28 protein-coding genes are annotated in these 23,716 nt (G+C 59.7%); 13 read left to right on the forward strand and 15 right to left on the reverse strand.

Going from position 1 to position 23,716, the window contains the following annotated elements:
* The first annotated feature begins 10 nt into the window (after nt 1-10).
* The 3 genes from traM (at nt 11) to MUN82_RS21740 (ending at nt 2,380) form a co-directional block, all read left to right on the forward strand.
* Nucleotides 11-1,219 (forward strand): conjugative transposon protein TraM, encoded by a 1,209-nt coding sequence (gene traM, locus MUN82_RS21730; protein ID WP_196294759.1) that lies wholly within the window; start codon nt 11-13, stop codon nt 1,217-1,219.
* Between the two features lie 12 nt (nt 1,220-1,231).
* Entirely contained in the window at nt 1,232-2,095 is an 864-nt protein-coding gene (gene traN, locus MUN82_RS21735) for a conjugative transposon protein TraN (RefSeq protein ID WP_196294760.1), read from the forward strand.
* A 93-nt stretch (nt 2,096-2,188) separates the two neighbouring features.
* On the forward strand, nt 2,189-2,380 hold the full coding sequence (locus tag MUN82_RS21740) for a hypothetical protein (RefSeq protein WP_196294761.1): 192 nt from the start codon (nt 2,189-2,191) through the stop codon (nt 2,378-2,380).
* Nucleotides 2,381-2,394: 14 nt separating this feature from the next.
* Here MUN82_RS21740 and MUN82_RS21745 read toward each other — a convergent pair whose 3' ends face one another.
* The 7 genes from MUN82_RS21745 to MUN82_RS21775 form a co-directional block, all read right to left on the reverse strand.
* Nucleotides 2,395-3,123, reverse strand: coding sequence for a nucleotidyl transferase AbiEii/AbiGii toxin family protein (locus MUN82_RS21745; protein ID WP_196294762.1), 729 nt, complete (start codon nt 3,121-3,123; stop codon nt 2,395-2,397).
* An 8-nt stretch (nt 3,124-3,131) separates the two neighbouring features.
* Nucleotides 3,132-3,482, reverse strand: a complete 351-nt coding sequence (locus MUN82_RS21750) for a DUF6922 domain-containing protein (protein WP_245097781.1) — start codon at nt 3,480-3,482, stop codon at nt 3,132-3,134.
* A gap of 167 nt (nt 3,483-3,649) precedes the next feature.
* Nucleotides 3,650-3,970, reverse strand: a complete 321-nt coding sequence (locus MUN82_RS21755) for an antitoxin VbhA family protein (RefSeq protein WP_196294764.1) — start codon at nt 3,968-3,970, stop codon at nt 3,650-3,652.
* 68 nt (nt 3,971-4,038) lie between these two features.
* Complete coding sequence (locus tag MUN82_RS21760) at nt 4,039-5,130, reverse strand: Fic/DOC family protein (protein WP_196294765.1); 1,092 nt, start codon at nt 5,128-5,130, stop codon at nt 4,039-4,041.
* A gap of 86 nt (nt 5,131-5,216) precedes the next feature.
* The gene (locus MUN82_RS21765) at nt 5,217-5,516 is read right to left on the reverse strand and encodes an antitoxin VbhA family protein (RefSeq protein WP_196294766.1); all 300 of its coding nucleotides are present in this window, start codon (nt 5,514-5,516) and stop codon (nt 5,217-5,219) included.
* 63 nt (nt 5,517-5,579) lie between these two features.
* Nucleotides 5,580-5,858 carry a hypothetical protein gene (locus tag MUN82_RS21770; protein ID WP_196294767.1) on the reverse strand — a complete coding sequence of 93 codons (279 nt, stop codon included), beginning with the start codon at nt 5,856-5,858 and terminating at the stop codon, nt 5,580-5,582.
* Between the two features lie 106 nt (nt 5,859-5,964).
* The gene (locus MUN82_RS21775) at nt 5,965-7,599 is read right to left on the reverse strand and encodes a DUF4942 domain-containing protein (RefSeq protein WP_245097783.1); all 1,635 of its coding nucleotides are present in this window, start codon (nt 7,597-7,599) and stop codon (nt 5,965-5,967) included.
* A gap of 593 nt (nt 7,600-8,192) precedes the next feature.
* Here MUN82_RS21775 and MUN82_RS21780 point away from each other — a divergent pair.
* The 9 genes from MUN82_RS21780 to MUN82_RS21820 all read left to right on the forward strand — a co-directional run bounded on the left by MUN82_RS21780 (nt 8,193) and on the right by MUN82_RS21820 (nt 13,484).
* A complete protein-coding gene (locus tag MUN82_RS21780) occupies nt 8,193-8,459 on the forward strand; it encodes a hypothetical protein (protein ID WP_196294769.1) in 267 nt (88 codons plus the stop codon).
* A complete protein-coding gene (locus MUN82_RS21785) occupies nt 8,456-8,806 on the forward strand; it encodes an ArsR/SmtB family transcription factor (protein ID WP_196294770.1) in 351 nt (116 codons plus the stop codon). Before MUN82_RS21780 ends, MUN82_RS21785 begins: the two co-directional genes overlap by 4 nt.
* Before the next feature lie 41 nt (nt 8,807-8,847).
* Nucleotides 8,848-9,312, forward strand: a complete 465-nt coding sequence (locus tag MUN82_RS21790) for a DUF6428 family protein (protein WP_196294771.1) — start codon at nt 8,848-8,850, stop codon at nt 9,310-9,312.
* Between the two features lie 72 nt (nt 9,313-9,384).
* Entirely contained in the window at nt 9,385-10,158 is a 774-nt protein-coding gene (locus tag MUN82_RS21795) for a metallophosphoesterase family protein (RefSeq protein WP_196294772.1), read from the forward strand.
* A gap of 12 nt (nt 10,159-10,170) precedes the next feature.
* On the forward strand, nt 10,171-10,665 hold the full coding sequence (locus tag MUN82_RS21800) for a GNAT family N-acetyltransferase (protein WP_196294773.1): 495 nt from the start codon (nt 10,171-10,173) through the stop codon (nt 10,663-10,665).
* Between the two features lie 13 nt (nt 10,666-10,678).
* A complete protein-coding gene (gene arsB, locus MUN82_RS21805) occupies nt 10,679-11,785 on the forward strand; it encodes an ACR3 family arsenite efflux transporter (RefSeq protein ID WP_196294774.1) in 1,107 nt (368 codons plus the stop codon).
* 26 nt (nt 11,786-11,811) lie between these two features.
* Nucleotides 11,812-12,252 carry an arsenate reductase ArsC gene (locus tag MUN82_RS21810; protein ID WP_196294775.1) on the forward strand — a complete coding sequence of 147 codons (441 nt, stop codon included), beginning with the start codon at nt 11,812-11,814 and terminating at the stop codon, nt 12,250-12,252.
* 94 nt (nt 12,253-12,346) lie between these two features.
* Entirely contained in the window at nt 12,347-12,529 is a 183-nt protein-coding gene (locus MUN82_RS21815) for a hypothetical protein (protein ID WP_044518383.1), read from the forward strand.
* A 154-nt stretch (nt 12,530-12,683) separates the two neighbouring features.
* A complete protein-coding gene (locus MUN82_RS21820; RefSeq protein ID WP_245097786.1) occupies nt 12,684-13,484 on the forward strand; it encodes a hypothetical protein in 801 nt (266 codons plus the stop codon).
* Nucleotides 13,485-13,571: 87 nt separating this feature from the next.
* Here MUN82_RS21820 and MUN82_RS21825 read toward each other — a convergent pair whose 3' ends face one another.
* The 4 genes from MUN82_RS21825 to MUN82_RS21840 all read right to left on the reverse strand — a co-directional run bounded on the left by MUN82_RS21825 (nt 13,572) and on the right by MUN82_RS21840 (nt 17,844).
* On the reverse strand, nt 13,572-14,768 hold the full coding sequence (locus MUN82_RS21825; RefSeq protein ID WP_196294777.1) for a restriction endonuclease: 1,197 nt from the start codon (nt 14,766-14,768) through the stop codon (nt 13,572-13,574).
* Between the two features lie 50 nt (nt 14,769-14,818).
* Nucleotides 14,819-16,066: a type II restriction enzyme NmeDI-related protein gene (locus MUN82_RS21830; RefSeq protein ID WP_196294778.1), complete on the reverse strand. Its 1,248-nt coding sequence runs from the start codon at nt 16,064-16,066 to the stop codon at nt 14,819-14,821.
* A gap of 98 nt (nt 16,067-16,164) precedes the next feature.
* A complete protein-coding gene (locus tag MUN82_RS21835) occupies nt 16,165-17,133 on the reverse strand; it encodes a DUF4396 domain-containing protein (protein ID WP_230687943.1) in 969 nt (322 codons plus the stop codon).
* A gap of 78 nt (nt 17,134-17,211) precedes the next feature.
* Nucleotides 17,212-17,844, reverse strand: a complete 633-nt coding sequence (locus tag MUN82_RS21840; protein WP_196294780.1) for a DUF305 domain-containing protein — start codon at nt 17,842-17,844, stop codon at nt 17,212-17,214.
* A gap of 195 nt (nt 17,845-18,039) precedes the next feature.
* Here MUN82_RS21840 and MUN82_RS21845 point away from each other — a divergent pair, with 195 nt between their 5' ends.
* Entirely contained in the window at nt 18,040-19,365 is a 1,326-nt protein-coding gene (locus MUN82_RS21845) for an FRG domain-containing protein (protein ID WP_196294781.1), read from the forward strand.
* Here the strand turns inward: MUN82_RS21845 and MUN82_RS21850 are convergent.
* The 4 genes from MUN82_RS21850 to MUN82_RS21865 form a co-directional block, all read right to left on the reverse strand.
* A complete protein-coding gene (locus MUN82_RS21850) occupies nt 19,362-19,985 on the reverse strand; it encodes a helix-turn-helix domain-containing protein (protein ID WP_044518498.1) in 624 nt (207 codons plus the stop codon). The two genes, MUN82_RS21845 and MUN82_RS21850, sit on opposite strands and share 4 nt — an antisense overlap.
* Before the next feature lie 11 nt (nt 19,986-19,996).
* Nucleotides 19,997-20,374 (reverse strand): cupredoxin domain-containing protein, encoded by a 378-nt coding sequence (locus tag MUN82_RS21855; protein WP_196294782.1) that lies wholly within the window; start codon nt 20,372-20,374, stop codon nt 19,997-19,999.
* Nucleotides 20,375-20,386: 12 nt separating this feature from the next.
* The gene (locus MUN82_RS21860; RefSeq protein ID WP_245097787.1) at nt 20,387-22,654 is read right to left on the reverse strand and encodes a heavy metal translocating P-type ATPase; all 2,268 of its coding nucleotides are present in this window, start codon (nt 22,652-22,654) and stop codon (nt 20,387-20,389) included.
* A gap of 134 nt (nt 22,655-22,788) precedes the next feature.
* On the reverse strand, nt 22,789-23,700 hold the full coding sequence (locus tag MUN82_RS21865) for a S1 family serine peptidase (protein ID WP_196294784.1): 912 nt from the start codon (nt 23,698-23,700) through the stop codon (nt 22,789-22,791).
* Between the last annotated feature and the right edge of the window lie 16 nt (nt 23,701-23,716).

The following is a 23,716-nucleotide window of genomic DNA, read 5'->3' on the forward strand; positions in this document are numbered from 1 at the left end:
CTCCCCTGTTATGGCAACGGCAACCAACGCGCCGCACGACGCGCAATTTCTTCGCACCCGCAAGATGGCCACCTTTCTGCCGGTGGTAGGCGTGCCCTTTCTGGCCGTGATGTTCTACCTGGGCGGGGGCGGCCAGGGCACGCCGGCGGCAGCGCAGAACACCGAAACCGGCTTCAACACCAACTTACCCAAAGCCGAGAAGGGCACCATTACCAGCAGCAAGCTCGAAGCCTACGCCAGCCCGGTTGATACCCTGCGCAACCGGGGCCTGGTCGATGCACGCCTCGATACGACTTCGGGCTCGGGCCTTTCCTACGCGGTGGGGGCCGATGGCAAGGCGGGACCCAACGGCTCCGTCGATAAGTCGGTGGTTGAGGCCCAGCAGCAGCTCATTGCCGCACAGCAGGCCCAGATGAACGGCGGAGTTGCGCCCGGCACCGTAGTCCCTGCCACAACAGCCCCAGGGGCCCTCACCCCGCAGGAACAAATGGAGCTAATGCGCAGCCAGCACGAACGCGACCTGGCCGAGCAGAAAGCCCAGCTGCAAATGGCGGCACTGCTGGCCCAATCGAACAGTGCCGGTGGGGGAGGAGCGGCCCCGCGCACGGTTGCAGCCCTACCGAAAAAGAAGAAACCTACCACCCGGTTGCGGGCCATCGATGATGATGCCGTGGTGTCACGCCTGGGCTCCAACGGGCCGGGGCGCAAGCGCACGGCCTCTTTTCAGGGCTTTGATGCTGAAACCGGCACGGGTGGCGACGGAAACACCCTACCGGCCGTCATCCACGAATCGCAGGAAGTGGTCAGTGGCTCACTGGTGAAAATGCGCCTCACCGAATCGGCCGTCATCAATGGCCACTCTCTGCCAGCCAACACCTTTATCTATGGCAAGTGCAGCCTGGCTGGCGAGCGGCTCAGCATTGCCATTGAAACCCTCAAATCGGGCAACAGTGTGTTTCCGGCGGCGCTGGAAGTGTACGACGTGGATGGGCTGGAAGGCCTGCACATTCCCGGCGCCATTACCCGCGATGCCGCAAAACAGGCTGGTGCCGAAGGACTCGGTGCGGCCGACATGATGACGATGAGCGCCGACCCAGCCATGGCCGCGGCAGGCGTGGCGGTTAGCGCCGTGAAAGGCATTGGCCAGAAGAAAATCCGCTTGGTCAAAGTCCGCCTGAAGGCCGGCTACAACGTGATGCTCAAAGTAGATAAAGACTAACGACTCCTTCCCATGAAAACCACCCTATTTGCTACCAGCGCCCTTTTACTCGGCCTGGCGGCTGTTCCGGTGCAGGCCCAGACCTCGGCCGCCCGGATGCTGCAATACTCGGAAGCCAATAAGCTGCCGACCTATCCGCTCTATATCAGCGACCAGAAAACGACTCATCTAGTGTTCCCTTTTCCTATCACTTACGTCGACCTGGGCAGCTCGGGCCTGATTGCGGCCAAGGCCACCGGCGCGGAAAATATCGTGCGGGTGAAAGCCGCTTCGGCCGGCTTTCCGGAATCGAACATGACGGTGCTCACCTCGGATGGAAAGCTGTACTCCTTCGTGGTGAACTACCAGCACGACCCTAAGGTGCTCAGCCTCGACCTGGGCGCGGCCGGCTCGGCTTCATCGGCGCAAGGGGAAGCCATTTTATCGAACTCGCCCATCCCGCAGGGCAATCTGGATGCCTACTCCCGGCAAGCGCTGGCGGCGGGCGGTACCTCGGCCAGCGAGAGTGCCAACCAACTCAGCGTGCGCGCCGGCAACGTGGGCTACAAGCAGGAAACCCTGTTTTTTCCGCTGCACGTTGCCAACAAATCGAACGTGACTTACGACGTGGACTTCGTCAAATTCTACATTCAGGATAAGCAGGTGGCCAAGCGCACGGCCGAGCAGGCCTTAGAAATCACGCCCATTTACGTCTTCAATGGGGGCCTGAAAAAGATTGACGCCAAAGGCCAGCTCGAACAGGTCTACATCTTCAAAAAATTCACCATCCCCGAGCAAAAGCAGCTCATCATCGAGGTGTACGAAAAGGGCGGCGGGCGCAACGTCAAGCTCAAGCTTACTAACGCCGACCTGCTCAAAGCCCGGACTTTCAAATAGGCATTGTCAAGCTCAGCAGCTGGGCAGAAGCAACGAAAAGTGCCCACACTGCGTTGCCTGCCTAGTTAGCGTGAAGATTTAACCCGTGTTGGTATGCGTAGCTTCCTGATTTTCGCGGCGATTATCGCCTTTCTGTATTCGTCTTGGGCTCCCAGTTGGGGCAGCACTGCCGCCACCTGGGGGCTGGTGCTCTTTGGCCTAAGCAAGTTCTGGGGACTTTCCAGTAAGGTCACGCCGCCCAACCGCAATCCATTCAATCCCTACGAGCGGTACAAGCCTTTCTAGGCTATTTCTGCTGCTTATAGCTTAAGCCCCCGGCGCTTCGGCTCGGGGGCTTTTTGTTGGTCTGGCAGTAAGGCTTTGGCATTTTCCTCTGCCATTGGCCCCAGCACCGGCATCACTAGCCGCTGCTCCACGATGGGTGGAAACAGGAGGTCGGGGCTGCGCTGCATCTGCTCCAGGCGCGCGGCAATGGCCGGCCAGCGGTAACCCTGCATTTCGGGCTTCATGTTAAAGTCGATGTCGCCGTGGAAGGCCAGGGCGCGGGGCACTTCGGATGATGATGTATTAAAGCGGCCTTCATAGGCTTGGCGCATCTGGTTCAAAGTGAGCTTTTCGCTCAGCGCGGCCACGTCCACGAAGTCGCGGAGCCTTTCGCCGCTCATCACCACACCGGCCAGCTTCATAGCGCCCAGGTCTTCGAGTGAAGCCATACGAATGTTGGAGTCGGGATAGAGCACGGGCGGTCGTAACAGCGGGAAGCCATAATTCACCACATCGGTTTTCACCTGGCCGATGACACCCTGAATGGCGGCTTTGTCCCATTCCGGCTCCTGGGCCCGCATTCGTTGGAGCGCGCCGTCGGCCCGCATCTTATATTTGCTTATCAGCAGGTCCTTGATTTCTCCGTCAATCGGGGTGGGGCCGTCCGAAAACAGGTCGAGGTCGCGGCTGCGACGGTGACCCAGATGTAACGCCAAAGCCGTTCCCCCTACCAGGACGAACGGCTTCAGCAAGGGCTCCTGCATGAGCTGCGCTAGGAGTTGAAGGTTTGCGGTATCGACTGCTTGCGCTGGTAGCATCTAAGCGTTTCCTTTTCGATGTGGAAGAACTGGCATACGGCCGCAATGGCGGCATCCGACATATAGGGTACCGTTTCAACGATTTCCTGCACGCGGGGCCTGCCGTAATATTCCAGCATGGCAGCCCAGTCTTCTTTGCTCCCGCGCTGAATGACGCGCTGCACGATGGTACGCGCCATGGCCTGCTGGTCGATGGTATCGGGGTCTACGTCCCACAATAGAGTTGGCAGGTGCTCGGCCAGGGGGGCCGGTACGACCTGCGGCTCGGGCGTTGCAACCGTAGCAGAAGGGGTGAGCTTTTCCATGAGTACAGGATATGTGAGCCGGGGCTATTAGCCTTTCGTGTGACAGGGAAGCATATTCCCGAAAGCTGGATTGGGAACCAGAGGGAGAAAGCCAATAGCAGTCCCTATTCTATTTAAACATCTTTTCAGGCCCTATAGTTGCGCTAAATCAGCCGGACTCAGTAAAGCTACGGCAGGCGAGGACCTACGCTCGATTCATCAAAGTGCAGATATGGGTCGTACTGATGGGCCGGCTCTACTTGCGGGCCTGCTCCGGGCGCATACCTAGCGAAAGGGTCAAAGCCGGGAGCTGGCTGGTACTCGGCGTCGAGCGCGGCCGACAATTGCGCCAGGTCAATCTGCCCGGCAATGTATTGGTTCTGCAACTCCACCAGCAGCGTCGAGGGCGGTCGATTTTGACTCATTGACACGCCAACTGCAAACTTTACCACCTCGCGACGCTGCTGCTTGATTTGCTCGTTTTCGGAGAAATAGAGTGCTTTTTCCACCAATACAAGATACGAATAAAAGCTCGCACCGGCGTCCTGGGAGGCAACAAATCAGCTCTATTTCGAACTCACAGCTTTGGGCCTCGACGCTTTAACTCCGGTGCTTTTTGCAGCGGCTCGTCTTTACTGGCTACGGGTATTTTCGGTGGTTCCGGGCTGGCGGATGGCGCGGCCTGCAGCGGAGGCCCGACTACCAGCAGCACCACCGTAACCAGAGGCAATGCCTTTAGCAACCGCGCCACGCGCTGGCGCAGCCGGGCATCTTCCATCTTAACGGGCATTTGCGCCAGCAGCTCGGCCCCGGTTTTGAGAATAGCCAGCCGCGCCGGCTGCTGCGCATCGGGATGCACCACGCCGCGGGTGCCCTGCATAATCTGCCGGGCTACCCCGGTGTGACGCCCTCCCAGCAGCGCGCGCCATATAGGCTCCTGGCTCTGCTGTACCTCGCGCATGGCATCCACGCGCCGCAGAAACTCGGGCACTACCACGGGCGCGGCCGGGGCTAGCACCAGTTCCGGAAGCGGCGTGGTAATCTGGCCAAAAAAGGCGCGGAGCGGCTGCAAATCGGTTTCCGGGTTCCCGGTGGGCCGTAGAATAGCATAGTCCCGGGCCTGGTTGTATTGCTTGGGGTGCAACTGCGCGACGAGGTTCACGTCGTAGCCGGCATTCTCCGCCAGCACTTGAAAAGCCGCGCCCAAGGTCCGGCCATTGCCCTCCCGAAAGGCGTGGGCGTAGTTGTACTGGTCGAAATAGTAGGCCGCCCGGGCCACGAACTGGTCTTTATCCAGCCCCTTCAGAAAGCGCTCAGCGGCCAGCTGTTGCCCGATGGCATCCAGGTGCGCGGGCAGTTGCTGGTAGCTGCCAAAGTACATGGTGTACAGGCCGGGACCGTCCTTATCGGCCGATGTTGACTTGGTAGCCTGAAACTCGCCCCAGGCGCGCGTTTCGCCGGCCCACGGGTACACATCCTGAAAAAGGTGGCGGTGCAATGCCTGCAGGCCCTGGGCATTGTGAGGCGTCACTTCCACGTGGCCGGCCAGCACCTCCAGCAGGCGGAAGTGGAAGCGGTTGCCTTCGACCTCGGCCAGCTTGTCCTCATCGGCAATGTTGAGCTTATTAATCAGGACACCGGTGTGGGGGTCGGTAAAACCGTCAGTCATAGAGGAAACCTGCGCGGGAACTGGGTAAGCAAGCAAAACGCCCCACCAACCGGCAGGGCGTTAGCGAATAGAATTGAAGCGAAGGGCTAGTGCGATAAAGAGCGGGCCTTGGTCACGGCGGGAGCCGGCCGGGGTGCCACCGCCAGGATGCCATCGGCTCCCCGCGTGGGTATCGGCTTCTGAGTCTGGGCTTGGTAATGCGCGTCAAGCTGCGCGTTAACCTCGGCCAGACTCAGCTCGCCGTTGATGTAGCGCTGGCTCAGCTGCTCGGCAAAGGGGCTCAGCTTGCGGTCTTGGGTTGCGTTCAGCGCGGCCGCCCGGTCCGACAGCGCCTGGCGCTGCTCGCGGGTTGCTTCCTTGGGGCCGAATTTTACGAGGGTATCCATGCTGTTTTGCCTGAGTGGTCTACTACGGCAAACGAAAGTTAGGCAAAAATGTGCCAAACCGGGCTACTGCTTCGACCTGGCCGCCTGTGCATCGGCCAGGGCCGCATCCAGCACCGTCTGCACGGGCACGGCCAGCAGCTCGGCTACCCGGAGCGCCTCGGCCACGGTCAGGCCGGAGGGGTCGGCTTCGCGCTGCTTGATAGTGCGGTAAGTCATTTGCAGGTGTTCCTGCAGCTCGCGCTCGGTGAAGGAGAAGCGGCCGTGGCGCAGCAGGTGGCTGAACTGCTGGCCCGCCGGCGGGGCAGCACCGGGCGGAGCCGAGGGAGGGGATGGGGTTTTCATGCAAGCAGTATAACGCTTCCCTGCCTTACGGGAGAAGGAGCAGAGCGATACTCCACTGCCCCGGTCACGTGCCAGCGGACGGTAGCCCGCCCGCTGGCATCGGTGCTCAGGCCGCAAGCTGCAGCTGCATTTGGGTACCGGGCGCGGCCAGCGGCTCAGCCTCGGGCACTAAGGGGTGGGTCTTCGCGGTGGCGGCTTTGGCCTGGCGGGCGCGGTAGGCGGCCATTTCGGGGCCGGGCAGCCACTGCTTGCCGGCGCAAGCCCGAAGGTTGAACTCCTGCCAGAGAAATTCCTCGCGGAAAATGAGGTGCACGGTGCCTTTCTTAAAGGCCCGGATTTCGAAGAACCGGCTGTAGACCGTGTACACGCCGTTCGGGTTGGGGTTCTGATTGCCGTAGCGGTCAAGGGCGGTATCGATGCCCACGCAGGTATCGTAGTTTTCGCCCGTCAGGTAGCACATCACCCGGTCAATGTCGGCGTAGTCGTCGCGGCGGCTCCAGTTCACCCGGAAGCCCTTGCCCGAATAGCTTTCCTCCACCGCGTAGGGCAGAATCACCTTGCGGTTCACTTTCCACTGCGAGTTAGTTACCCAGCCCTCGACGTGCAGGCGGTTTTCCTTGTGGTACTTGGTAAAGGTGTCGAACACCGATTCCACGGCCTGTTCCATGATGGTTTCGCGGTTGTCGAGCACCAGCGCCACCAGCTCAGCCACTGCCTCGTGGGTGAATTCCTGGTAGCCCTGGGCTTTGCTGAAGGCCGCGAAGTTGCGGCGCACGTCGGCCGTCATCAGCTTCTGAATGTTCACCTTATCGAGTACCAGCCCCCAGATTTGCTGGTTCATCTCGTCGGCGAAGTTGTTGTAGCTCGTGCGCAGGCTGCCGCGCTCCAAGCTGGCCTCGGCCAGTTTAAGCACGTCCTGGTAGTCGTTGCGCAGCAGACTTTTGGCGTAGAACTTCATGCCCTCACGGGCTTGGAGGTAAGCGGCGTACTGCGCTTTCAGGCCTTCGTATTCGGCCGCCATGTTGCCGATAACGTCGCGGGTGGCCACGGCATTAGCGAAGAGGTTTTCGTTTAGCTCCGGCCCCCGGCGGCCCCGGCTGCTGAACTCAAACGTGAGGCGGTCGGCCTTGGCGGGCTTGTGCAGCCGAACCATACTCACCCCTACGTTGGTGGGGCGCTCGGCCTCAGCAAAAACGGCCCCCAGCTCCTCACTGGTGCCGTGGTCCTCGATGAGGCGGGCCAGCAGCTGCCGGGTTTCGGTGTAGGGGTTGGCCAGCGTTTCGGTGTTGAGCAGGCACACCACGTCACCGCCGGCGGCTACCACGTCCCAAGCCTTGAGCAAATGCCGGTCGCCGTTGGAAAAGGGCGGGTTCATTACAATCAAATCGATAAAATGGTCGCCCCGGTAGCTCAGGAAGTCGTTGGCAATGACTTTGTAGCCCTTGTCGTGCAGCACGGCACGCAGGTCGGGGTCGGCTTCGCAGCAATACACGTTTTGCTTGCCGCTGCGGCTGTGGTAGTCCTCGCGGTCCAGCCAGGCCGTCAGCTCGTCCACGATGGCCCCGCTGCCGGCGCTGGGCTCCAGGATAGTAAGCTTGCGCAAAGCTGCCGCGGCCGGGTTGTACCGGCGGTACCGGTCGCCGCTCTCGGCTTCGTCGCCGGTAGGAGCGGGATTGAAAAACGGTTCGAGCATGCGCTGAATAACGGCGGCCGGGGTAGGAAAGAATTCAGGATTAAGCATGACGTCTGACGGGGCTAAGATGATAGTGAACAACCACTTGCTTATCCTATTAAACGCATTTTTGAGTGTTTTTGTTGCTAAAAAGACAACAATATTTCACCAAAATCAACTGCCCGCTTTGGCCGCTTAAACCCTCCTTCCCCTTTGTTCCATATTGATTTTGCCAGCGGCTCGCTGGCTCAAGCACTGCGCTGGCGGTACCGACCCTTGCCGGTTCGGCCAGCAGCCATTAAAAAAGGAGGGAGGCCCGGGCGGGGCTGCAAAGCGCACCGGGGGCGGGGCCGGCATTCCGCCGCGACCAACGGGAGTAGCGGAGAGCCGGCCCCGCCCCCGAGTAAGCGCCGCTGCCTGGGCCGGGCCGGTGGGAGGATTTTTTTGCGAGAAGGATAGGAAGAACGCGACCAACGGGAGCGGTGCGTAGCACGGTAGCGCAGCGAACTCCTGCATAGCCTGGCCCAATGGGCTCGCGCCGCCAGCAATGCCTTAATACAGCTCGTTTTCCGCCCAGGAAGAAATATTTTAGCTATGTCGTAAACTTACGTCATTCTATGTCGTATATTTGCGACATACTTCCGGCTTTGCTCCTGACTGCTATGTCTTCCAACGCGGATACCTTGGTTCATCCCCTGCTACGCGTGGTGCTCGAACGGGTGCTGCGCACCGAATGCCTCGTCCTGGAAGGCCTGCGGCTCCAGACCCAGAGCTACAACGGCCAACCCGGCGGCGGCGGCGAGCAGCGGTTGAAAGCGGCCGAACAGCGCGCCTACCAGCGGGCCGAAATCCTGCTCGCCCAGTTGCTGGCCGCCACGGCTGCCGCGCCAGCATCTATTCCCAACGCACTCCCCGATTCATCCTCATGACCTACGCTAAAACCGCCGCCTTCACCGAAGAGCAGCAGCACCTAGCCCGCGTGGCCAAGGCCCTGGCCCACCCGGCGCGAGTGGCCATCATCCAGTTCCTGGCCAGCAAAAAGACCTGCATCTCCGGCGACATCGCCGCCGAGCTGCCCCTGTCCCGCACCACCGTATTTCAGCACTTGCAGGAGTTGAAGGCGCTGGATTTGATACGCGGCGAAATCGACGGCCTCACGGTCTGCTACTGCCTCAATACCGAGCTGCTGCAACAGGTGCACCAGCAGTTCACCGCCTTTTTCATCGAGGCCACGAGCGGCGCCGTTTGCGGCCCCGATGATGCCTGCGCCTGCTAACCATCCTCACTTTAACCCTTACCATTTTACGAAGCAACGCCATGAAAATCTCTGAAATCAAGCAGGCCCTGACCGAAGTAGAAGCCATTAATTTCCGCCTGCCCACGGGCGAGTACCTGCCTTCCCATTTCCACGTCACGGAAGTGGGCCTGGTGAGCAAGCATTTCATCGACTGCGGCGGCGTGGAGCGCCAAGAAACCGTGGCCAACTTCCAGCTCTGGGAGGCCGGTGATTATGACCACCGCCTAGCCCCCCAGAAATTCCTGCACATCCTGAAGCTGTCGGAGAAAATCCTGGGACAGGAAGACTTGGACATTGAAGTAGAGTACCAGCAGGCCACCATCGGCAAGTTCGGCCTGACCTTCGACGGCACCGATTTCGTGCTCATGCCCAAGCAGACGGCCTGCCTGGCCCAGGATGCCTGCGGCATTCCGGCGGCCCAGCAGTTCGCGCTGCCCCAGCTGCAAACGGCCGGCGGCTGCACGCCGGGCGGCGGGTGCTGCTAAAATGACCACGCGGCGCGGCCCTCCCGGGTCACGCCGCTTGACTTATCCCCCAATCCATTCCGCCCGATTTCGATGACAATTGCCTTTTTCTCCGACGTGCACGGCAACCTGCCGGCCTTGGAAGCGGTGCTGGCCGATATGGAGCAGCGCCGGCCCGACATGATTTTCTGCCTGGGCGATTTGGTGGGCTACGCGCCCTGGCCCAACGAAGTGGTGAATGAGGTGCGCCGCCGCGGCATCCCCACATTGGCCGGTAACTACGACCAGGGCATCGGGCTGGCCAGTAGCAACTGCGGCTGCGCTTACAAAACCGACACCGAAAAGGACCTGGGCGCGCAAAGCATTGCCTACACTAACCATATCATGGGCGACGAGGAGCGGCGCTACCTGCGCCTGCTACCCAAACACATGCGGCTGGAGTTTCAGGAGGAGCCCTGCACCCTGAACCTGCTGATGGTGCACGGCTCGCCGCGCAAAATCAATGAGTACCTGTTTGAGGACCGGCCCGAGGCCAGCTTTCTGCGGGTGTTGGCCGAGGCCAACGCCGATATTATGCTATTCGGGCATACTCACAAGCCCTACCACCGCACCTTCGCCTACGAAGTGGAAGGCGAAACCCGCTACCGCCACGCCCTCAACATCGGCTCGGTGGGCAAGCCCAAGGACGGTGACCCACGCGCGGCTTACCAGTTGCTGCACCTCGACGAAAACACGAAGCTCACGGACCCTGGCAGCGTGCGCACGGAACTTATTCGGGTCGAATACGACGTGGAGAAAGCCGCCCAGGCCGTGGAGGCCTCCCCGCTGCCGAACGAATACGCCGACATGCTGCGCAAAGCCTATTAAGCTACCAACCCGATGACCATTCAACCACTCGCGGAAACCCACTGGCCCGCCGTGCGTGCCATCTACGAGCAAGGCATTGCCACGGGCAACGCCACGTTTGAAACGCAGGCCCCCGAATGGGAGGCCTGGGACCGGGCGCACCTGGCCCACAGCCGCCTGGTCGCCGTCGATGACACCGGCATGGTGCTGGGCTGGGCTGCGCTCTCGCCGGTGTCGAGCCGCTGCGTGTACGGCGGGGTGGCCGAACTCAGCATCTACATCGCCGCCGACGCCCGTGGGCAGGGCGTCGGCCGGCAGCTGCTGCAGGTCTTGATTGCGGACTCGGAGGCCCAAGGCATCTGGACGCTGCAAGCTGGCACCTTCGAGGAAAACAGCGCCAGCATTGGCCTGCATACTCAGGCAGGTTTTCGCGTCATCGGCCACCGCGAACGGATTGGCCAGCACCACGGCGTGTGGCGCAACACGGTGCAGATGGAGCGGCGCAGCTCCTCCGTCGGGGTCGCTTAATTCACTATTTTCTATGACAACCCTGAATCAACCCCTGCCCGCCGCCCCGGCCCCCGCCGCGCTGGCTGAAAAGAAACTCTCTGGCCTCGACCGGGGCCTCACGCTCTGGATATTCCTGGCCATGGCGCTGGGCGTCGGCCTGGGCTACTTTGTGCCCGGCATCAACGGGGCCATCAACTACTTCTCAGTGGGCACGGTGAACGTACCGCTGGCCATCGGCCTGATTCTGATGATGTACCCGCCGTTGGCCAAGGTCAAGTACGAGCAGCTGCCCACGGTCTTCAAAAACACGCGCATCATCGGCCTCTCGCTGTTCCTAAACTGGATTCTGGGCCCCCTGCTCATGTTTTTCCTGGCCATCTGGCTGCTGCCCGACAAGCCCGAATACATGATGGGCCTGATTCTCATCGGCATCGCCCGCTGCATTGCCATGGTGCTGGTCTGGAATGACCTGGCCGATGGCAGTCGCGAGTACGCCGCCGGGCTGGTGGCCCTGAATTCCATCTTTCAGGTACTGTTTTATTCGGTGCTGGCCTGGCTGTTCATCACCGTGCTGCCGCCTTACTTTGGCCTGAAGGGCTACGCGGTGAACATCGGCATCTGGGACATTGCCCGGAGCGTACTCGTTTACCTGGGCATTCCGTTCGCGGCGGGCTTTTTGTCGCGCACCGTCCTGCGCCGGCTGAAAGGCGACGCATGGTACGAGAACGTCTACATCCCGGCCATCAGCCCCATTACGCTGGTGGCGCTGCTGCTCACCATCGTGGTCATGTTCAGCCTCAAGGGCGAAACCATCGTGCAGGTGCCGCTCGATGTGCTGCGCATCGCCCTGCCGCTGGCCCTGTACTTCGGCATCATGTTCGTGCTTAGTTTCGCGGCCGGCAAGTATCTAGGGGCCGACTACGCTGAGAATGCCTCCATTGCTTTCACGGCCACCGGCAATAACTTCGAGCTGGCCATTGCCGTGGCCATTGGGGTGTTTGGCCTGAACTCGGGCCAGGCCTTCGCCGGAGTTATCGGCCCGCTGATTGAGGTGCCGGCGCTGATTGCGCTGGTTAACCTGGCCTTCTGGTTCCGCCGCCGCTGGTACGACGGCAAAACGGTGGCTTCGGCCGCGTAACTCTTCCCCTGCTTTTTTCCCTGCTCATGTCTGGTAAGAAAAACGTGCTGGTGCTCTGCACCGGCAACTCCTGCCGCAGCCAGCTGCTGCACGGCTACCTCGCCCAAGAGCTAGGCGAGCGGGCCGCCGTCTACAGCGCCGGCGTAGAAGTCCACGGGCTTAATCCCCGCGCCGTGCGCGTAATGGCCGAGGACGGGGTGGATATCTCGCATCACACTAGCAACCACATCGATGAGTACGCCGCCGTGCCGTTCGATTACGTGCTGACTGTGTGCGACCACGCCAACGAGGTGTGCCCAGTGTTTCCGTCGTCGGCCAAGAAGCTGCACCACAACTTTCCCGACCCGGCCAAGGCTACTGGCAGCGAGGAGGAAATTATGGGGCAGTTTCGCGCGGTGCGCGACCAGGTGAAAGCCTATGCCCACGACTTCGTTCAGGCGCAGTTCAAGACAACTCAAAGCATCTGAATAATAAGTATTTATGCCAGTGAATCCTTACGCGGAATTCTTCGTTCAAACTCACCGTTGAGGTAAAGAGAGTTTTTCCCTCTCGCCCTGCTATATGGCAACGAACAAACCGGCCGGCGACGGCCACCGCAACGGCGCAGTGCGCGACCGTTCGCAAGTTTTCAACCCCGTCACGGAGCAATACGTGAAGCGGAACACCACCAACGGCCAGTTCATGGACGTGAAGCAAGATGGTACGCCCTTCAAAGGCGTGCGAAAAGAGAAGGGAGGCAAATAGCACTACTTCTACTCTGTCTTTTGTCAGTAAAAAGGCGGCTCCGAAATTGGAGTCGCTTTTTTATTTTAATTGTTGCCCACCACTGATGCAGGTATCACGCCGACACCACTACATTCCCCAATTCCTCATTAAGAATTTCGCGGATGCGGATGGAATGCTCTACTTGCTTGATAAGCAGACGGGTAGAATAGCCAAGCAGCGGCAAAGCCCAAAGGCTATATTCTTTGAGATGGACCGGAATACGGTTCTCTTCCACGGCCAGCCCAAAGACCATCTGGAGGCCTTGTATGCAGCTTTGGATGACAAGGCCGCCGCCGATTTGCAAAATGTCCTTCTCTCCCGAAAAGCTTCTCTCGAAGCAGTGGTGAGCATTGTTGCGCTGGCCAGCTCCCTTAAATGGCGCATACCGGCGAGCGACCCGCAGTTTGGCCGACTGAAAGAGGAGTTGAGCCTGGCCGACTTAAAAGCTGAAATCCGGCCCATCGACCAAGCTAACCCAGTCGACCTGAATGCGCTGAACCAGTTGGTGGATTCGGATGCTATCAAAGAGGCCAAGCGAATATTGTTGCCTCTGCTGCCGTTGTTTGACGAGAACAAGCTTACCGACATTCACGCCAACTGGTTTATTCACTCGCAGCCCGATGAACGGTTTCCCTCCGTGATTGGAGACTGCCCCGTGCTGGAAAGGCCCAATGCTGACTATAGCAAATTAGAAGACTTCATCTTTCCGCTAAGCGCTACCGACACGTTTATTTACAAGCACGGGGCCCAGAAGCGGATTAAAAGCCCAATTTTCACTATCCAGAAGGACCTGGCTACCCTTCACTATTCCACGCGTTACGTTGCCTGCATGAGCAAAACGCACTTGGAAACCATCATGCAGATGTACAGTGTGATGCAAGCTCAAAACCAAGTAGAAAAGCTCACTGAGCTCTTATTTGACTTTATCGCCTAATTCCTTTAGCGACATTCGAAACCCTGAGCAATTATCAGCCAAGTTTACTCCCCACGTTTCGCGCAATCTTCAACAGGGTGCAGTTAACTACCCACGCCACCGCCAAGCTCTTCTAAAGCCCTTAGCCTCAGCATCCGCTACCGTCAAGGCATAAAACTCGCCTGCTTTATCCAGCTTGGTTCGGTCATACATCTGGTCAAATGGCAGGTGATAAATCCGTTCACCCGTTGCCGGACTGATGTGGCATTTTATCATCGGAAAAGCGCCCAGCCTGACCTGCTCCCGCACCTGGATGCCCAAAGCTTGGGCAAACTTGCGGGCCGTATCCGACAAATCAGTGGAGGTGCAAAACACCCCCAGAATGTTACTGGCGGAAAGTAACTGCGGAAAAAGGTGAAGCTGCTGTTCAACTAACTTTTTCTGCGCTGAGTCCAGGTAGAATTTGACGGTGGTACCAAACAGCTGGTTGATATGCTTTTCGTGAATGAGCTTGTGCTTGCTCCAGTACTTGCACTGCACGATTAGGGTGTTGCCGTCTTTACGACAGATTAAGTCTCTTCCCAAGTCTTCCTTGCCATTCTCAATCCCAAAATAGGTTACGGTATAGCCTTCGCACTCATACAAATACCCCACAAATCGCTCGTAGTCACGGCCCAACTGGTAAGGGCTTTTCCGGCCCTGCATATATCGCTCCAAGGCCCGCTGGTTCCGCTCGGTCGTGGAGAGACTGCTATATTCTCCAGCCGTCAGAAAAACACTCACCGGGTCGGCCTCCTGCGGTGCTTGCTCGCCATGTGTATCCTTTATTTCCAGGAGCGCCTCCTCCATTTCTCCTTCGCGAAACTCCGTCAGAAATGGAAACAGGCCTTCGTACTGGTTGATAACGTATTGCAGGTGTTTCAACTGAGCAGCCAGAATACGTTTCTCTTTCCCTACCTCGCGCACTGCCTGGGCAGAGGACTTGGCCGGCCGGGGCTTAAAGGCCAAATAGTCAGCAACCTGATTGTTGTTAAGCAAGACCAGGTCCGCAATTGCACCAGCCAGCCAAGGAAAGCTTTTGCTTTTCTCGGTTAACACTTTTTCCAATCGAGCCACATCAGCGGCCCGCTTGTCGAGTATTTTCTCCCGGACGTTTAACTCGGAATTCCTGGTTTGGTAATCCTTGTAAAGGCTACTCTTTTCCTGCGCCAGCTGCTTATCAAGCCGGTTTTTTCGAATTGCTAATAGCCCCAATCCGACCAGAAATCCGAGCAACACCAACCATAGATACAGATACTCGGCCATAAAAAGTCAAGCCAACTCTTAATATTCTACTAAAGTACAGACACGGTCCCTCACACCGAGCGCGCAATTTTCAGCATGGCCGCCGGCGAATCACCAAACTTGCATAGCGCCTCGCAGTGCTGGCGCAACTCCGAGAACAGGATGTAGCGGATGGTAGCGCCAGCGGCCCGGATGGCCGGCCGCGAGAGCTGGGCCTGCACTTCCTTCTCGCGGGCATCGGGCACCACAAGATAGAGCGCCGTCTCGTGCTCGGGCATGGAGAACGCCAAGTCCGTCAGGCGCAGGATGCCGCTGTAGATGCTGGTGCTTTTCTCCACCTCAAAGGCCGCTACCACGCGGTTGGTGCCGGGAGCGAACCACACGATGTCGATGAGGCGGATGGTGCTGGCCACCTCGGCCGGCACGGGCAGTTCGGGGTGCTGGTCGAGGCAGAGAAAGGAGAGCTTCTGGCCGCCGCAAAGACGGTTGCGGTCGTTGATGGCCGTGGTCACGTCGCAGCCCAGGGCCTTGCCCACGCGCAGCAGGTGATGCTGCATCTCGGTGTGCTGGTTTTCCTCCTGCGCCTCGGATTGCACCTCCTTGTGGCGCTTTTGGGCCTGCTGCTGGTACTTGTCGCGGTCCTCGTCGGTGGCAAATTGTTGGTCGCCGGCAATCATCTTCTTCACGCCCACGTCGAAAAGCAGCCCGCTCAGCGCGCCGTAGTCGAGGCTCAGGTGCTGGCGGTGCTCCTGATTAAGGTCGCGCAGCCGGTCGCGCATCCGCAGGTACTCGGACCAGGAGCCCAGCTTGATTTTCTCCCCAAACAGGGCGTTGAAGCCGTTGACGATGGCCGTGTTGCAGGGTGGCATCAGCGTGGGGTGCAGGAAATAGAGGATACTAGCCACGGCCGGCCCCAGCCCCTTGATTTTGCGGCGGTCCAGAATGTCGATTTCGCGCAGCAGCTGCTGCTCGGTAGTGGCCGCCAGGCAGCTTTCCAAGAATTGGCCGAAGGCGCGCTTGTTGTCTTCGTGCTCGTATATGTCGGGGATGCGCAGCTTGGGCTTCCAGTAGAAGGGGTGCGCCGCGCCCTGGAACACCTGCTTTTGCTCGCTGATGACGCCGAGCACGAATTCGAGCGAAGTGCCCTTAAAATCGTTGCCGAAGCTGCCCGCCTTGATGTCCTTGACCACCTGCTGCACCCCGCGCCGAATGGAGCGGAAGGCCTTCAAGCGCTCCTCGTTATTGATGAACCAGGTGTTGTAAACGGACTCGGAATCAGCTTTGTATTGCTGAATAAGGGGCGGTAGCGCGGCAGACATATAATGGGGCGGGATAATTGGAATCACGAAGATGCGCAGAACCCCGGGGTCCGCAAGCCGCCGCACCCAAAATCCGTCGTCCGGGTTGCCGTTGCGGGCTAATGCGTCATCCCAGGCATGGACATTTCCGGCATGCTCATCGGCTGGCCGGGCCGCATAGCGAGGTCCCCGTACCGGGCCGCCACGTAGTAGCCCGCCGCCAGCATGAGCAGGGTAAGCACCGTTACCAGGGCTTTGCGCCCGGCCGATACCTGGCCGTCGCCTTCCATGCGCATTCTTGGCATGGGGGGGCCGGCGGGCGAACTGGGCGCTGTTGGAGGCATAGCGTGCGTCATGCCGGCCATGACCATCCCGGCGTGCTGATGTTCTGCGGCAACCGGGGCCCCGCCCTTGCCCAGGGCCCGCTCGGTGCCCATGCCGTGCTTGAGTTGGTGCTTGACCAGCCACCAGTTGACGGGGTAGGCCACCACGACGCCCACGAGCGTAGCGGCCGACATCGAGGCCCAGAACCAGGGCGAGGTGGCTTCCATCGCCCGCATGTCGCGGGTCATGAGTAGTACCATCGTGGGCAGCATGCCGGCCATCATGGCGTTCATCGACATCCACTCCGGCAGAAACGAACTGCGCACGGCCTGCCCGTAGCTCATGCTCATCATGTCCTTCATAAACAGGGCCTGGAAGATGAATAGTCCGAAAAAGAAGCCGGCGGCGTACTCAATCCAGATATCGGTGCCCATGTTCAAACCAAAGTAGCCAGTGATGGCGGCAGCCACGATGATACCGGTGGCGTCGCCGGCGGCGCAGTGAATCGTCGAGCCCACGGCCTGCTTCCAGAGCGGGGCCACGAACGTCTCGTGGGTGCCGGGCGAGGGCTCGCGGCACGAAAACCAGTACACCAGCAGCCCCACCGGCCCGGTGTAGAGGGTGACCAGCACCCAGCCCCACTTCATCACTTTCATTTCCGGGGTGCTGGTAAACAAGTCCCAGGCAACGTAGGCCACGGATAACAGTGTGAGGCCGAACCAGACCCACAGCAGCCATTCCGGAGCCCAGGGAGTATTGTGCATTTCCATTGGGTAATGGCGTAAATTAAAAAGCAGCGGGCTATCTAGCCCGCTGCTTTTTAGGTGAAAGGAGGGAGGACATTAGTAGCCTTTGTTGGTCAGCAGCCACTCCTGCATCTCCTTTATTTCCATCATTTGCTCGTCAATTATCTGCCGCGCCAAGGCTTTGGTTTCGGTGTGACGGCCAAGGTCTAAATCCGCCTGCGACGTCTCGATGGCGCTCTGGTGGTGGTCCTGCATAAGTTGGGCAAAATCGCGGTCGGTATTGCCGGTGATAACGCGCAGGTCGTTGGCGCGCATCATCTTATCCATGGCCATCATCTGGCGCGTGTTAAACGCCGGCACGAGTGGCGTCTCCACCCGGTGCCCCGCCAGAAACGCGTTAAACTGCGTAATCTCGGCCTGTTGCGCGGCAATGATGCGGGTGGCCAGGTCCCGCATCTGGTTGTCCTTGCCATTTTTCAATTCCTCCTGGGCCATCGTAATGGCACCCTGGTGGTGCATCACCATCATCATGGAGTAGTCCTGGTCGGGGTCCTGGGTTTTCATCATGGCATCCATCTTCTTCATCATGTCGTGCATGAGTGTCATCATGGTGTTCTGGTCGTGCGCCTGCACTTTCAGGCTATCCGAGTCGTCTTTGCTGCACGAGGAAACGAGGGAAACGGAAGCCAGCAAAAGGGCCAGCAGGGGAAGGCGAAATAGCTTTTTCATAATATCAGGTCGTGGTGAATTTTTCCTGATTTCTAAAACGGCCTGCTGTACCACTGGATTTACAAGATGCCTGCGCAGACTTGCATAATTTCTATCCTAAGCAGCCTATTCCATGGCATTTGGAGGCACTACTTTGGTTCGGAAACCTGCTTTCCATGACTTGGTTACCTTCGTGCAGCCGCCTTACATCAACTTATGGAACCTACTGACGAACAAAGCTTACTTGACGAAAAGATAAAGATTCTGTGGGAGTGGGGGCAGAGTGGCGGTTGGGCTACCCTCCGCGACGCTCAGCTAGTAAGGGAAATAACACAGGTGCGGGAAATGCCTGATGGCAGCGGCCATGTCAATCCTCAAACGCTGACTTCCCGGGTGCGCGCCCTAGCAAATGCACTCTACGGTAGTCAGCAACTACCGCCGTTGCTGCATCCCGAGCACCTATCCATGTACGGGTCTTTCGTTCAGAAGAACAATTACTTTGACCAACAGCGCATTGATACGCCGGCCGAGCTGGAAGCTCTCATTTCGGAGTTCACCCCCAAAACCGACCACCTGTTTCGGGGGATAAACGAAGCTAAGTTTATGCTGTATAGCTCGATGCAGCGGAACTGGATTCTGAATAAGCGCGAAACGAAGCCCACCGACCACCAACTGTTTTTAGAGCGGCTGATGGATAACGCCCGACTGTACTGCGGTGGCCTCCTGGCAAAGTACATTGAAACCAATGGGGGAGATGCTGGCAACGACGTGAGCGTGCTGAGCATTTTGCAGCATTACAGCTGCCCCACTCCCTTACTGGACTGGACCTATAGCTTTCCAGTGGCACTTTACTTTGCGGCGATGGGCGCCACCGATGCCCAGCCTACGCCCGCCCGGGAAATAGACAACTACGTGAGTGTATATTATATCGAGGAGCAAGGTTTTGCTCAGGCTGGCCTGCGGGAAATGGTGGCCATGAGTATTGAGGGCAACCTGCCCTTGATTAAGGAAGTGTTTCAGGCCAATGTGGAAGCGTTGAAAGAGCGTCGGGGCATTATGGCGAGCTTTTCGCCCACGTTTTCGGACGAGAACATGAACAACTTTGCCAACGACGATGCTGCCGCACTACGATGGGCCCGGGCCTCTTTTCCGGGTGGCGGGCTCACCAATTACTTCTGCCAGGTAAAACACCTCAAACGGATTCCCAATTCTTATTTCTCAGACCAGGGCGACGATTTTGTTCGTATCGGCTTGGAAAACAACCCCAACGTCATCAATCAAAAAGGTGTCTTTGCCTGGAACAGCTCATCTACCGAGCCCATGGAGCATGTGGTGCACGAACAGGTTATCCAAGATAACCCCGAAGCCAACCACTTATACTCGCACTGCTTTAACATTCACAAATCCCTACTCCCTCATTTGCGAGAACGTTTACCACAGCTGGGAATGACGGATGCCTTCATTTTCCCGGAACAAGACCAACAGCACTTGCACGAGGTAGTTTGGGCGATATTCGATAAGACAGCAGCCGGGTTTGCTTAAATCAGCGAGTCCAGACTGCGGCGGGCGTGGCTCGCGGGGCCCAGGCGCTGAAACTCGGTGGGGGTGAGGCCGGTCACCTGCCGGAACTGCCGCGAGAGGTGCGCCGGGCTACTGTAACCCAGCTGCTGGGCCACTTCGGCAATGGGCAGCTCGCCGTAGCCAATCAACTCCTTGGCGCGCTCCACCTTCTGGCGGATGATGAATTTCTCAATCGTAAGGCCTTCGGAAGCGGAGAACAAATGGGAAAGATAGTGGTAATCCTTGCTCAGGTGCTCGACCAGATAATCCGAGTAATTGAGCAGGCGCGGGCCGGGCGGCGGGTAGTGAATCAGGGCCACCAGCAGGGTTTTGATGCGGTCCACGAGCTGGTCGCGGGGGTCTTCCAGCAACTCAAACCCAGCTTCCTGCAGGCTGGCCCGGATGGCTGCCCAGTCGGGAGCCGCGCCGTCGGGCGTGGACACGTCGGCCTCGCCCAGCGCCACGCGGTGAACGTGCAGGCCCAGCGCCGTCAGCTCCTCGCGTACCACCCGGATGCACTGCGGGCACACCATGTTCTTAATCAGCAGCCGGTGCGAACCGGGCGGGGGCAGGACGTGGGCAATGCTGACGTCGGCTTTCATGGGATGCGGCATTATTTCACCACTAAGCTACCCCGCAGCATGCCCATGCCGCAGGTGAAGGTAAATGTCCCGGCTTCTTTGGGCAGCAGCTCCACCAGCGTGGTTTTGAAAGCGGGCAGGTCGCGGCGAATGCTGAAATCCGGCATCAGCAGCTCCTCGGAGCAGCTGTTTTCCTCGTCGCGGTAGAAGCTCAACTGCACGGGCTTGCCGCGCTCCACCTCAATCACGTCGGGCGAGTAGCCGCCCTTCACGGTGATGGCTACCTCCTGCACGCCACCCGAGGAAGACACGGCGCTGGCCGTCTGGCGGGCCGAGAAAAAGAAGTACCACAGCACAAACCCGGCGAGGGCCAGGCCGCCGACGGTTACCAAAATGGCGGGCGTATCCATAGGAAAGCGGAATTAATGATTGTCGAAGCTGCGCAGGCGCAGCGAGTTGGTCAGCACCGATACCGAGCTGAGGGCCATGGCCCCGGCCGCGAGCATGGGCGAGAGCAGGATGCCGAAGAAGGGGTAGAGCAGCCCGGCCGCCACGGGAATGCCGAGCGTGTTGTAGATGAAGGCGAAAAACAGGTTCTGCTTGATGGTGCGGATGGTCTGGCGGCTCAGCTCGATGGCCGTCACCACGCCGTTCAGGTCGGAGCGCATGAGCGTAATACCGGCCGCTTCCATGGCCACGTCGGTACCCGAGCCGATGGCCAGCCCGATGTCGGCCTGGGCCAGCGCCGGCGCGTCGTTGATGCCGTCGCCGACCATGGCCACGGTGCGGCCCTCGCCCTGCAGCTCCTTCACCTTGCCGGCCTTGTCCTGGGGCAGCACCTCGGCGAAGTAGCGCGTGATGCCGACCTGGCCGGCCACCTGGGCCGCCGTTTCGGGGTTGTCGCCGGTCATCATCACCACCTCGATGCCCAGCGCTTGGAGCTTCCTAATGGCGGCAGCCGAGGTGTCGCGCACGGTATCGGCCACGCCCACCAAGCCCACGGCCTGGCCCGCCACGGCAATGTAGAGCACGGTTTTGGCCTGGCTCAGCAACTGCTCGGCCTGGGTTATCAGGGTAGGGGAGAGGCTTACGCCCTCGTCGGCCAGCAGGCGGCGGTTGCCAATCAGCACGGCCTGGCCGTTTACGGTGGCGGCGGCCCCTTTGCCCTCCACGGCCCGGAAGCCGGTGGCGGTCAGGCTGGCGGCACCCTGGGCGTCGGCGTGGCGCACCACGGCCTCGGCCAGTGGGTGCTCGCTCTGGCGCTCCACGGCGGCCACCACCGGCAGCAGCTGGGCGGCCTCCTGGCCGGGCAGCGTCCAGAAGTCCGTCACGGCGGGCTCGCCCTTGGTAATGGTGCCGGTTTTGTCGAGTAGCACGGTGTTTACCTGGTAGGCTTTTTCCAGCGCCTCGGCGTTGCGCACCAGCACGCCATGCTCCGCCCCCTTGCCGGTGCTGACCATGATGGCCGTGGGCGTGGCGAGCCCCAGCGCGCAGGGGCAGGCAATGATGAGCACGGCCACGAAGTTGACCAGCGCCAGCGGCAGGCGCGTGCCCGCCGGGGCCAAATCAAACCAGATAACGAACGTGAGAATGGCAATGACCACCACCGTGGGCACGAAGATGGCGCTGACCTTATCGGCCAGTCGCTGAATGGGGGCGCGGCTGCCCTGGGCATCTTCCACCAGCTTCACAATCTGCGAGAGCATGGTATCGGCCCCTACTTTGGTCACGCGAAAACGGAAGGAGCCGGTTTTGTTGAGCGTGGCCCCGAACACGGGGTCGCCCACCTGCTTCTGCACCGGCAGGCTCTCGCCCGTGAGCATGGCCTCGTCCAGGGCCGAGCTGCCTTCGGTGATGAGGCCATCGGTGGCCACCTTCTCGCCGGGCCGCACCACCACCAGGTCGCCCAGCTGCACCTGCTCGATGGGCACGTCGACCTCCGCGCCATCGGGGCGCACCACGCAGGCGGTTTTGGCTTGCAGGCCGATGAGGCTGCGCATGGCGGCCGAGGTCTGGGTCTTGGCCCGCAGCTCCAGCACCTTGCCCAGCAGAATCAGGGCAATGATGGTGGCCGTCGTGTCGTAGTACACCTCGGGCATCAGGCCCCGGCTGGTGAAGAAGCCAGGCACCACCGTCGCCGCCAGGCTATACAGAAACGCCGCGCCGGTGCCCACGGCAATCAGCGTATCCATGTTGGCGGCCCGGTGCTTGAAGCCGTTCCAGGCCGACACGTAGAACTCGCGCCCGCTGTAGAGCAGCACGGGCAGCGTGAGCAGCAGCAGGGAATAGTTGAGCCACTGCATGTTGACGCGCGCCATCATCGCCGGCCAGAGCATGAGCATGCTCAGCGGCATGATGATGACGGCCAGCCCCACGGCCACCCAGAAGCGGCGCTTGAGCTTCTGGTAAGCCAGGGCTTTCTGGCAATCGATTTCGGCGCTGCGCTCGGCGGCGCTGGTATCGGGGGCGCGCTCCACCACGCCGTAGCCGGCGTTGATAACGGCTTCCTTCAGCGTAGCCGGAGAGGCCTGGGTGGGCACGTAGTCCACGGTGGCCTTCTCGGTGGCAAAGTTGACCATCGCCCGCTGCACGCCGGGCGTGCGGCTGAGCGACTTCTCGACGAAGGACGCGCACGAGGCGCAGGTCATGCCTTCGATGTCGAGGGTTTCGGTTTTAGTGGCAGGTTCCATAAAAAGTAGCGTAGGGAGTGGTTTTTGGGCGGTTCGGCCAGCTGGCGAAAGCCCAGAATCACGCTACAAAGGAACGGCTACCCCATGGCGAAGTTAGTACTAAATACCGCCGCAGAATTGCATAATTTGACGGCCTATACCGCCGTACCACCATCCTTGGCAGCCTGTTTTGCCTGCCATTCAGCGTAGCGCCACCGGGCAGACCCCAAGTTTACCTTAACGGTCGTGGAAACGGGAATTTGCAAGCCGAAGCTCTGGCGTAAAAACTCCAGCAGCACGGTGGTTCGGGTCACAAGCAGGTACTTCTTTCGGTTGAGCGTCAACTCTTCGGTTACGATGCCCACCAGCTTCTTTTCCAGGGCAGGGTCGTGCAGCAGATAGTTGCCCGTATCCCAGAGGCCGCTGCCGCTGATGCCTTCCATTTTGGGGCGCTTGTGCGGCTGGGGATTGGTGGCCGACAGCACGTCGCCCGTAAAGTCGAGCACGAGGTGAATAGCCGGGTGGAGCCCAGACCGGGCATAATCAAATTCACCTGTTAATTGGGTCTGCAGCGGGTACGGTGCTGATTTCACTTGGCCATCAAAAGACCTGGTCTTCGCCGCTGGAAAGCCAACGGACAGGTAAACATCCGTCAGGTGCCTGGGACTCGTGGAGAGTTCCGAAAGGGTTAGGAAGTGGTAGGCTTCCTGCAGGCGGGCAAGTTGGGATTCGTCGGTCAGCTCCAACGCAGCTAGGTCTATTTTGTCGTCCTTCCGTTTGCCAGAGGCAGGCAATGAGGTAATGCGCAGCTCACCGGCCAGGGTGACTTCGTGCGGGGGCAGAATCACGAACGTCTCGTAATACTTGCCGGCAATAACGTGTGCCGCCGTCACCACAAAATACCGACCATCCAAGGTTAGTAACACCCCGCTGCCGCAGGCGGCGATGCGGCCCTTGTGCGTGTAAAAGAACTGGATGGTCGATTTGAGGATTGCTGCGGTAGCAATACTGAGAGGTTGAGTTTTGACTTCTTGTAAAAGCGAAGGAGAGGTAGGCGTAGAGGCCATGGGTAAAGGGTTAAAA

It is taken from the genome of Hymenobacter aerilatus, from assembly GCF_022921095.1.
Lineage (GTDB): Bacteria > Bacteroidota > Bacteroidia > Cytophagales > Hymenobacteraceae > Hymenobacter > Hymenobacter aerilatus.

Bases quoted from the DNA above. Each gene is read 5' to 3' on its own strand.
- traM (WP_196294759.1), top strand. From the start codon at position 11: ATGGCAACGGCAACCAACGCGCCGCACGACGCGCAATTTCTTCGCACC.
- traN (WP_196294760.1), top strand. From the start codon at position 1,232: ATGAAAACCACCCTATTTGCTACCAGCGCCCTTTTACTCGGCCTGGCG.
- MUN82_RS21740 (WP_196294761.1), top strand. From the start codon at position 2,189: ATGCGTAGCTTCCTGATTTTCGCGGCGATTATCGCCTTTCTGTATTCG.
- MUN82_RS21745 (WP_196294762.1), bottom strand. From the start codon at position 3,123: ATGCAGGAGCCCTTGCTGAAGCCGTTCGTCCTGGTAGGGGGAACGGCT.
- MUN82_RS21750 (WP_245097781.1), bottom strand. From the start codon at position 3,482: ATGGAAAAGCTCACCCCTTCTGCTACGGTTGCAACGCCCGAGCCGCAG.
- MUN82_RS21760 (WP_196294765.1), bottom strand. From the start codon at position 5,130: ATGACTGACGGTTTTACCGACCCCCACACCGGTGTCCTGATTAATAAG.
- MUN82_RS21765 (WP_196294766.1), bottom strand. From the start codon at position 5,516: ATGGATACCCTCGTAAAATTCGGCCCCAAGGAAGCAACCCGCGAGCAG.
- MUN82_RS21770 (WP_196294767.1), bottom strand. From the start codon at position 5,858: ATGAAAACCCCATCCCCTCCCTCGGCTCCGCCCGGTGCTGCCCCGCCG.
- MUN82_RS21775 (WP_245097783.1), bottom strand. From the start codon at position 7,599: ATGCTTAATCCTGAATTCTTTCCTACCCCGGCCGCCGTTATTCAGCGC.
- MUN82_RS21780 (WP_196294769.1), top strand. From the start codon at position 8,193: ATGTCTTCCAACGCGGATACCTTGGTTCATCCCCTGCTACGCGTGGTG.
- MUN82_RS21785 (WP_196294770.1), top strand. From the start codon at position 8,456: ATGACCTACGCTAAAACCGCCGCCTTCACCGAAGAGCAGCAGCACCTA.
- MUN82_RS21790 (WP_196294771.1), top strand. From the start codon at position 8,848: ATGAAAATCTCTGAAATCAAGCAGGCCCTGACCGAAGTAGAAGCCATT.
- MUN82_RS21795 (WP_196294772.1), top strand. From the start codon at position 9,385: ATGACAATTGCCTTTTTCTCCGACGTGCACGGCAACCTGCCGGCCTTG.
- MUN82_RS21800 (WP_196294773.1), top strand. From the start codon at position 10,171: ATGACCATTCAACCACTCGCGGAAACCCACTGGCCCGCCGTGCGTGCC.
- arsB (WP_196294774.1), top strand. From the start codon at position 10,679: ATGACAACCCTGAATCAACCCCTGCCCGCCGCCCCGGCCCCCGCCGCG.
- MUN82_RS21810 (WP_196294775.1), top strand. From the start codon at position 11,812: ATGTCTGGTAAGAAAAACGTGCTGGTGCTCTGCACCGGCAACTCCTGC.
- MUN82_RS21815 (WP_044518383.1), top strand. From the start codon at position 12,347: ATGGCAACGAACAAACCGGCCGGCGACGGCCACCGCAACGGCGCAGTG.
- MUN82_RS21820 (WP_245097786.1), top strand. From the start codon at position 12,684: ATGCTCTACTTGCTTGATAAGCAGACGGGTAGAATAGCCAAGCAGCGG.
- MUN82_RS21825 (WP_196294777.1), bottom strand. From the start codon at position 14,768: ATGGCCGAGTATCTGTATCTATGGTTGGTGTTGCTCGGATTTCTGGTC.
- MUN82_RS21830 (WP_196294778.1), bottom strand. From the start codon at position 16,066: ATGTCTGCCGCGCTACCGCCCCTTATTCAGCAATACAAAGCTGATTCC.
- MUN82_RS21835 (WP_230687943.1), bottom strand. From the start codon at position 17,133: ATGCACAATACTCCCTGGGCTCCGGAATGGCTGCTGTGGGTCTGGTTC.
- MUN82_RS21840 (WP_196294780.1), bottom strand. From the start codon at position 17,844: ATGAAAAAGCTATTTCGCCTTCCCCTGCTGGCCCTTTTGCTGGCTTCC.
- MUN82_RS21845 (WP_196294781.1), top strand. From the start codon at position 18,040: ATGGAACCTACTGACGAACAAAGCTTACTTGACGAAAAGATAAAGATT.
- MUN82_RS21850 (WP_044518498.1), bottom strand. From the start codon at position 19,985: ATGAAAGCCGACGTCAGCATTGCCCACGTCCTGCCCCCGCCCGGTTCG.
- MUN82_RS21855 (WP_196294782.1), bottom strand. From the start codon at position 20,374: ATGGATACGCCCGCCATTTTGGTAACCGTCGGCGGCCTGGCCCTCGCC.
- MUN82_RS21860 (WP_245097787.1), bottom strand. From the start codon at position 22,654: ATGGAACCTGCCACTAAAACCGAAACCCTCGACATCGAAGGCATGACC.
- MUN82_RS21865 (WP_196294784.1), bottom strand. From the start codon at position 23,700: ATGGCCTCTACGCCTACCTCTCCTTCGCTTTTACAAGAAGTCAAAACT.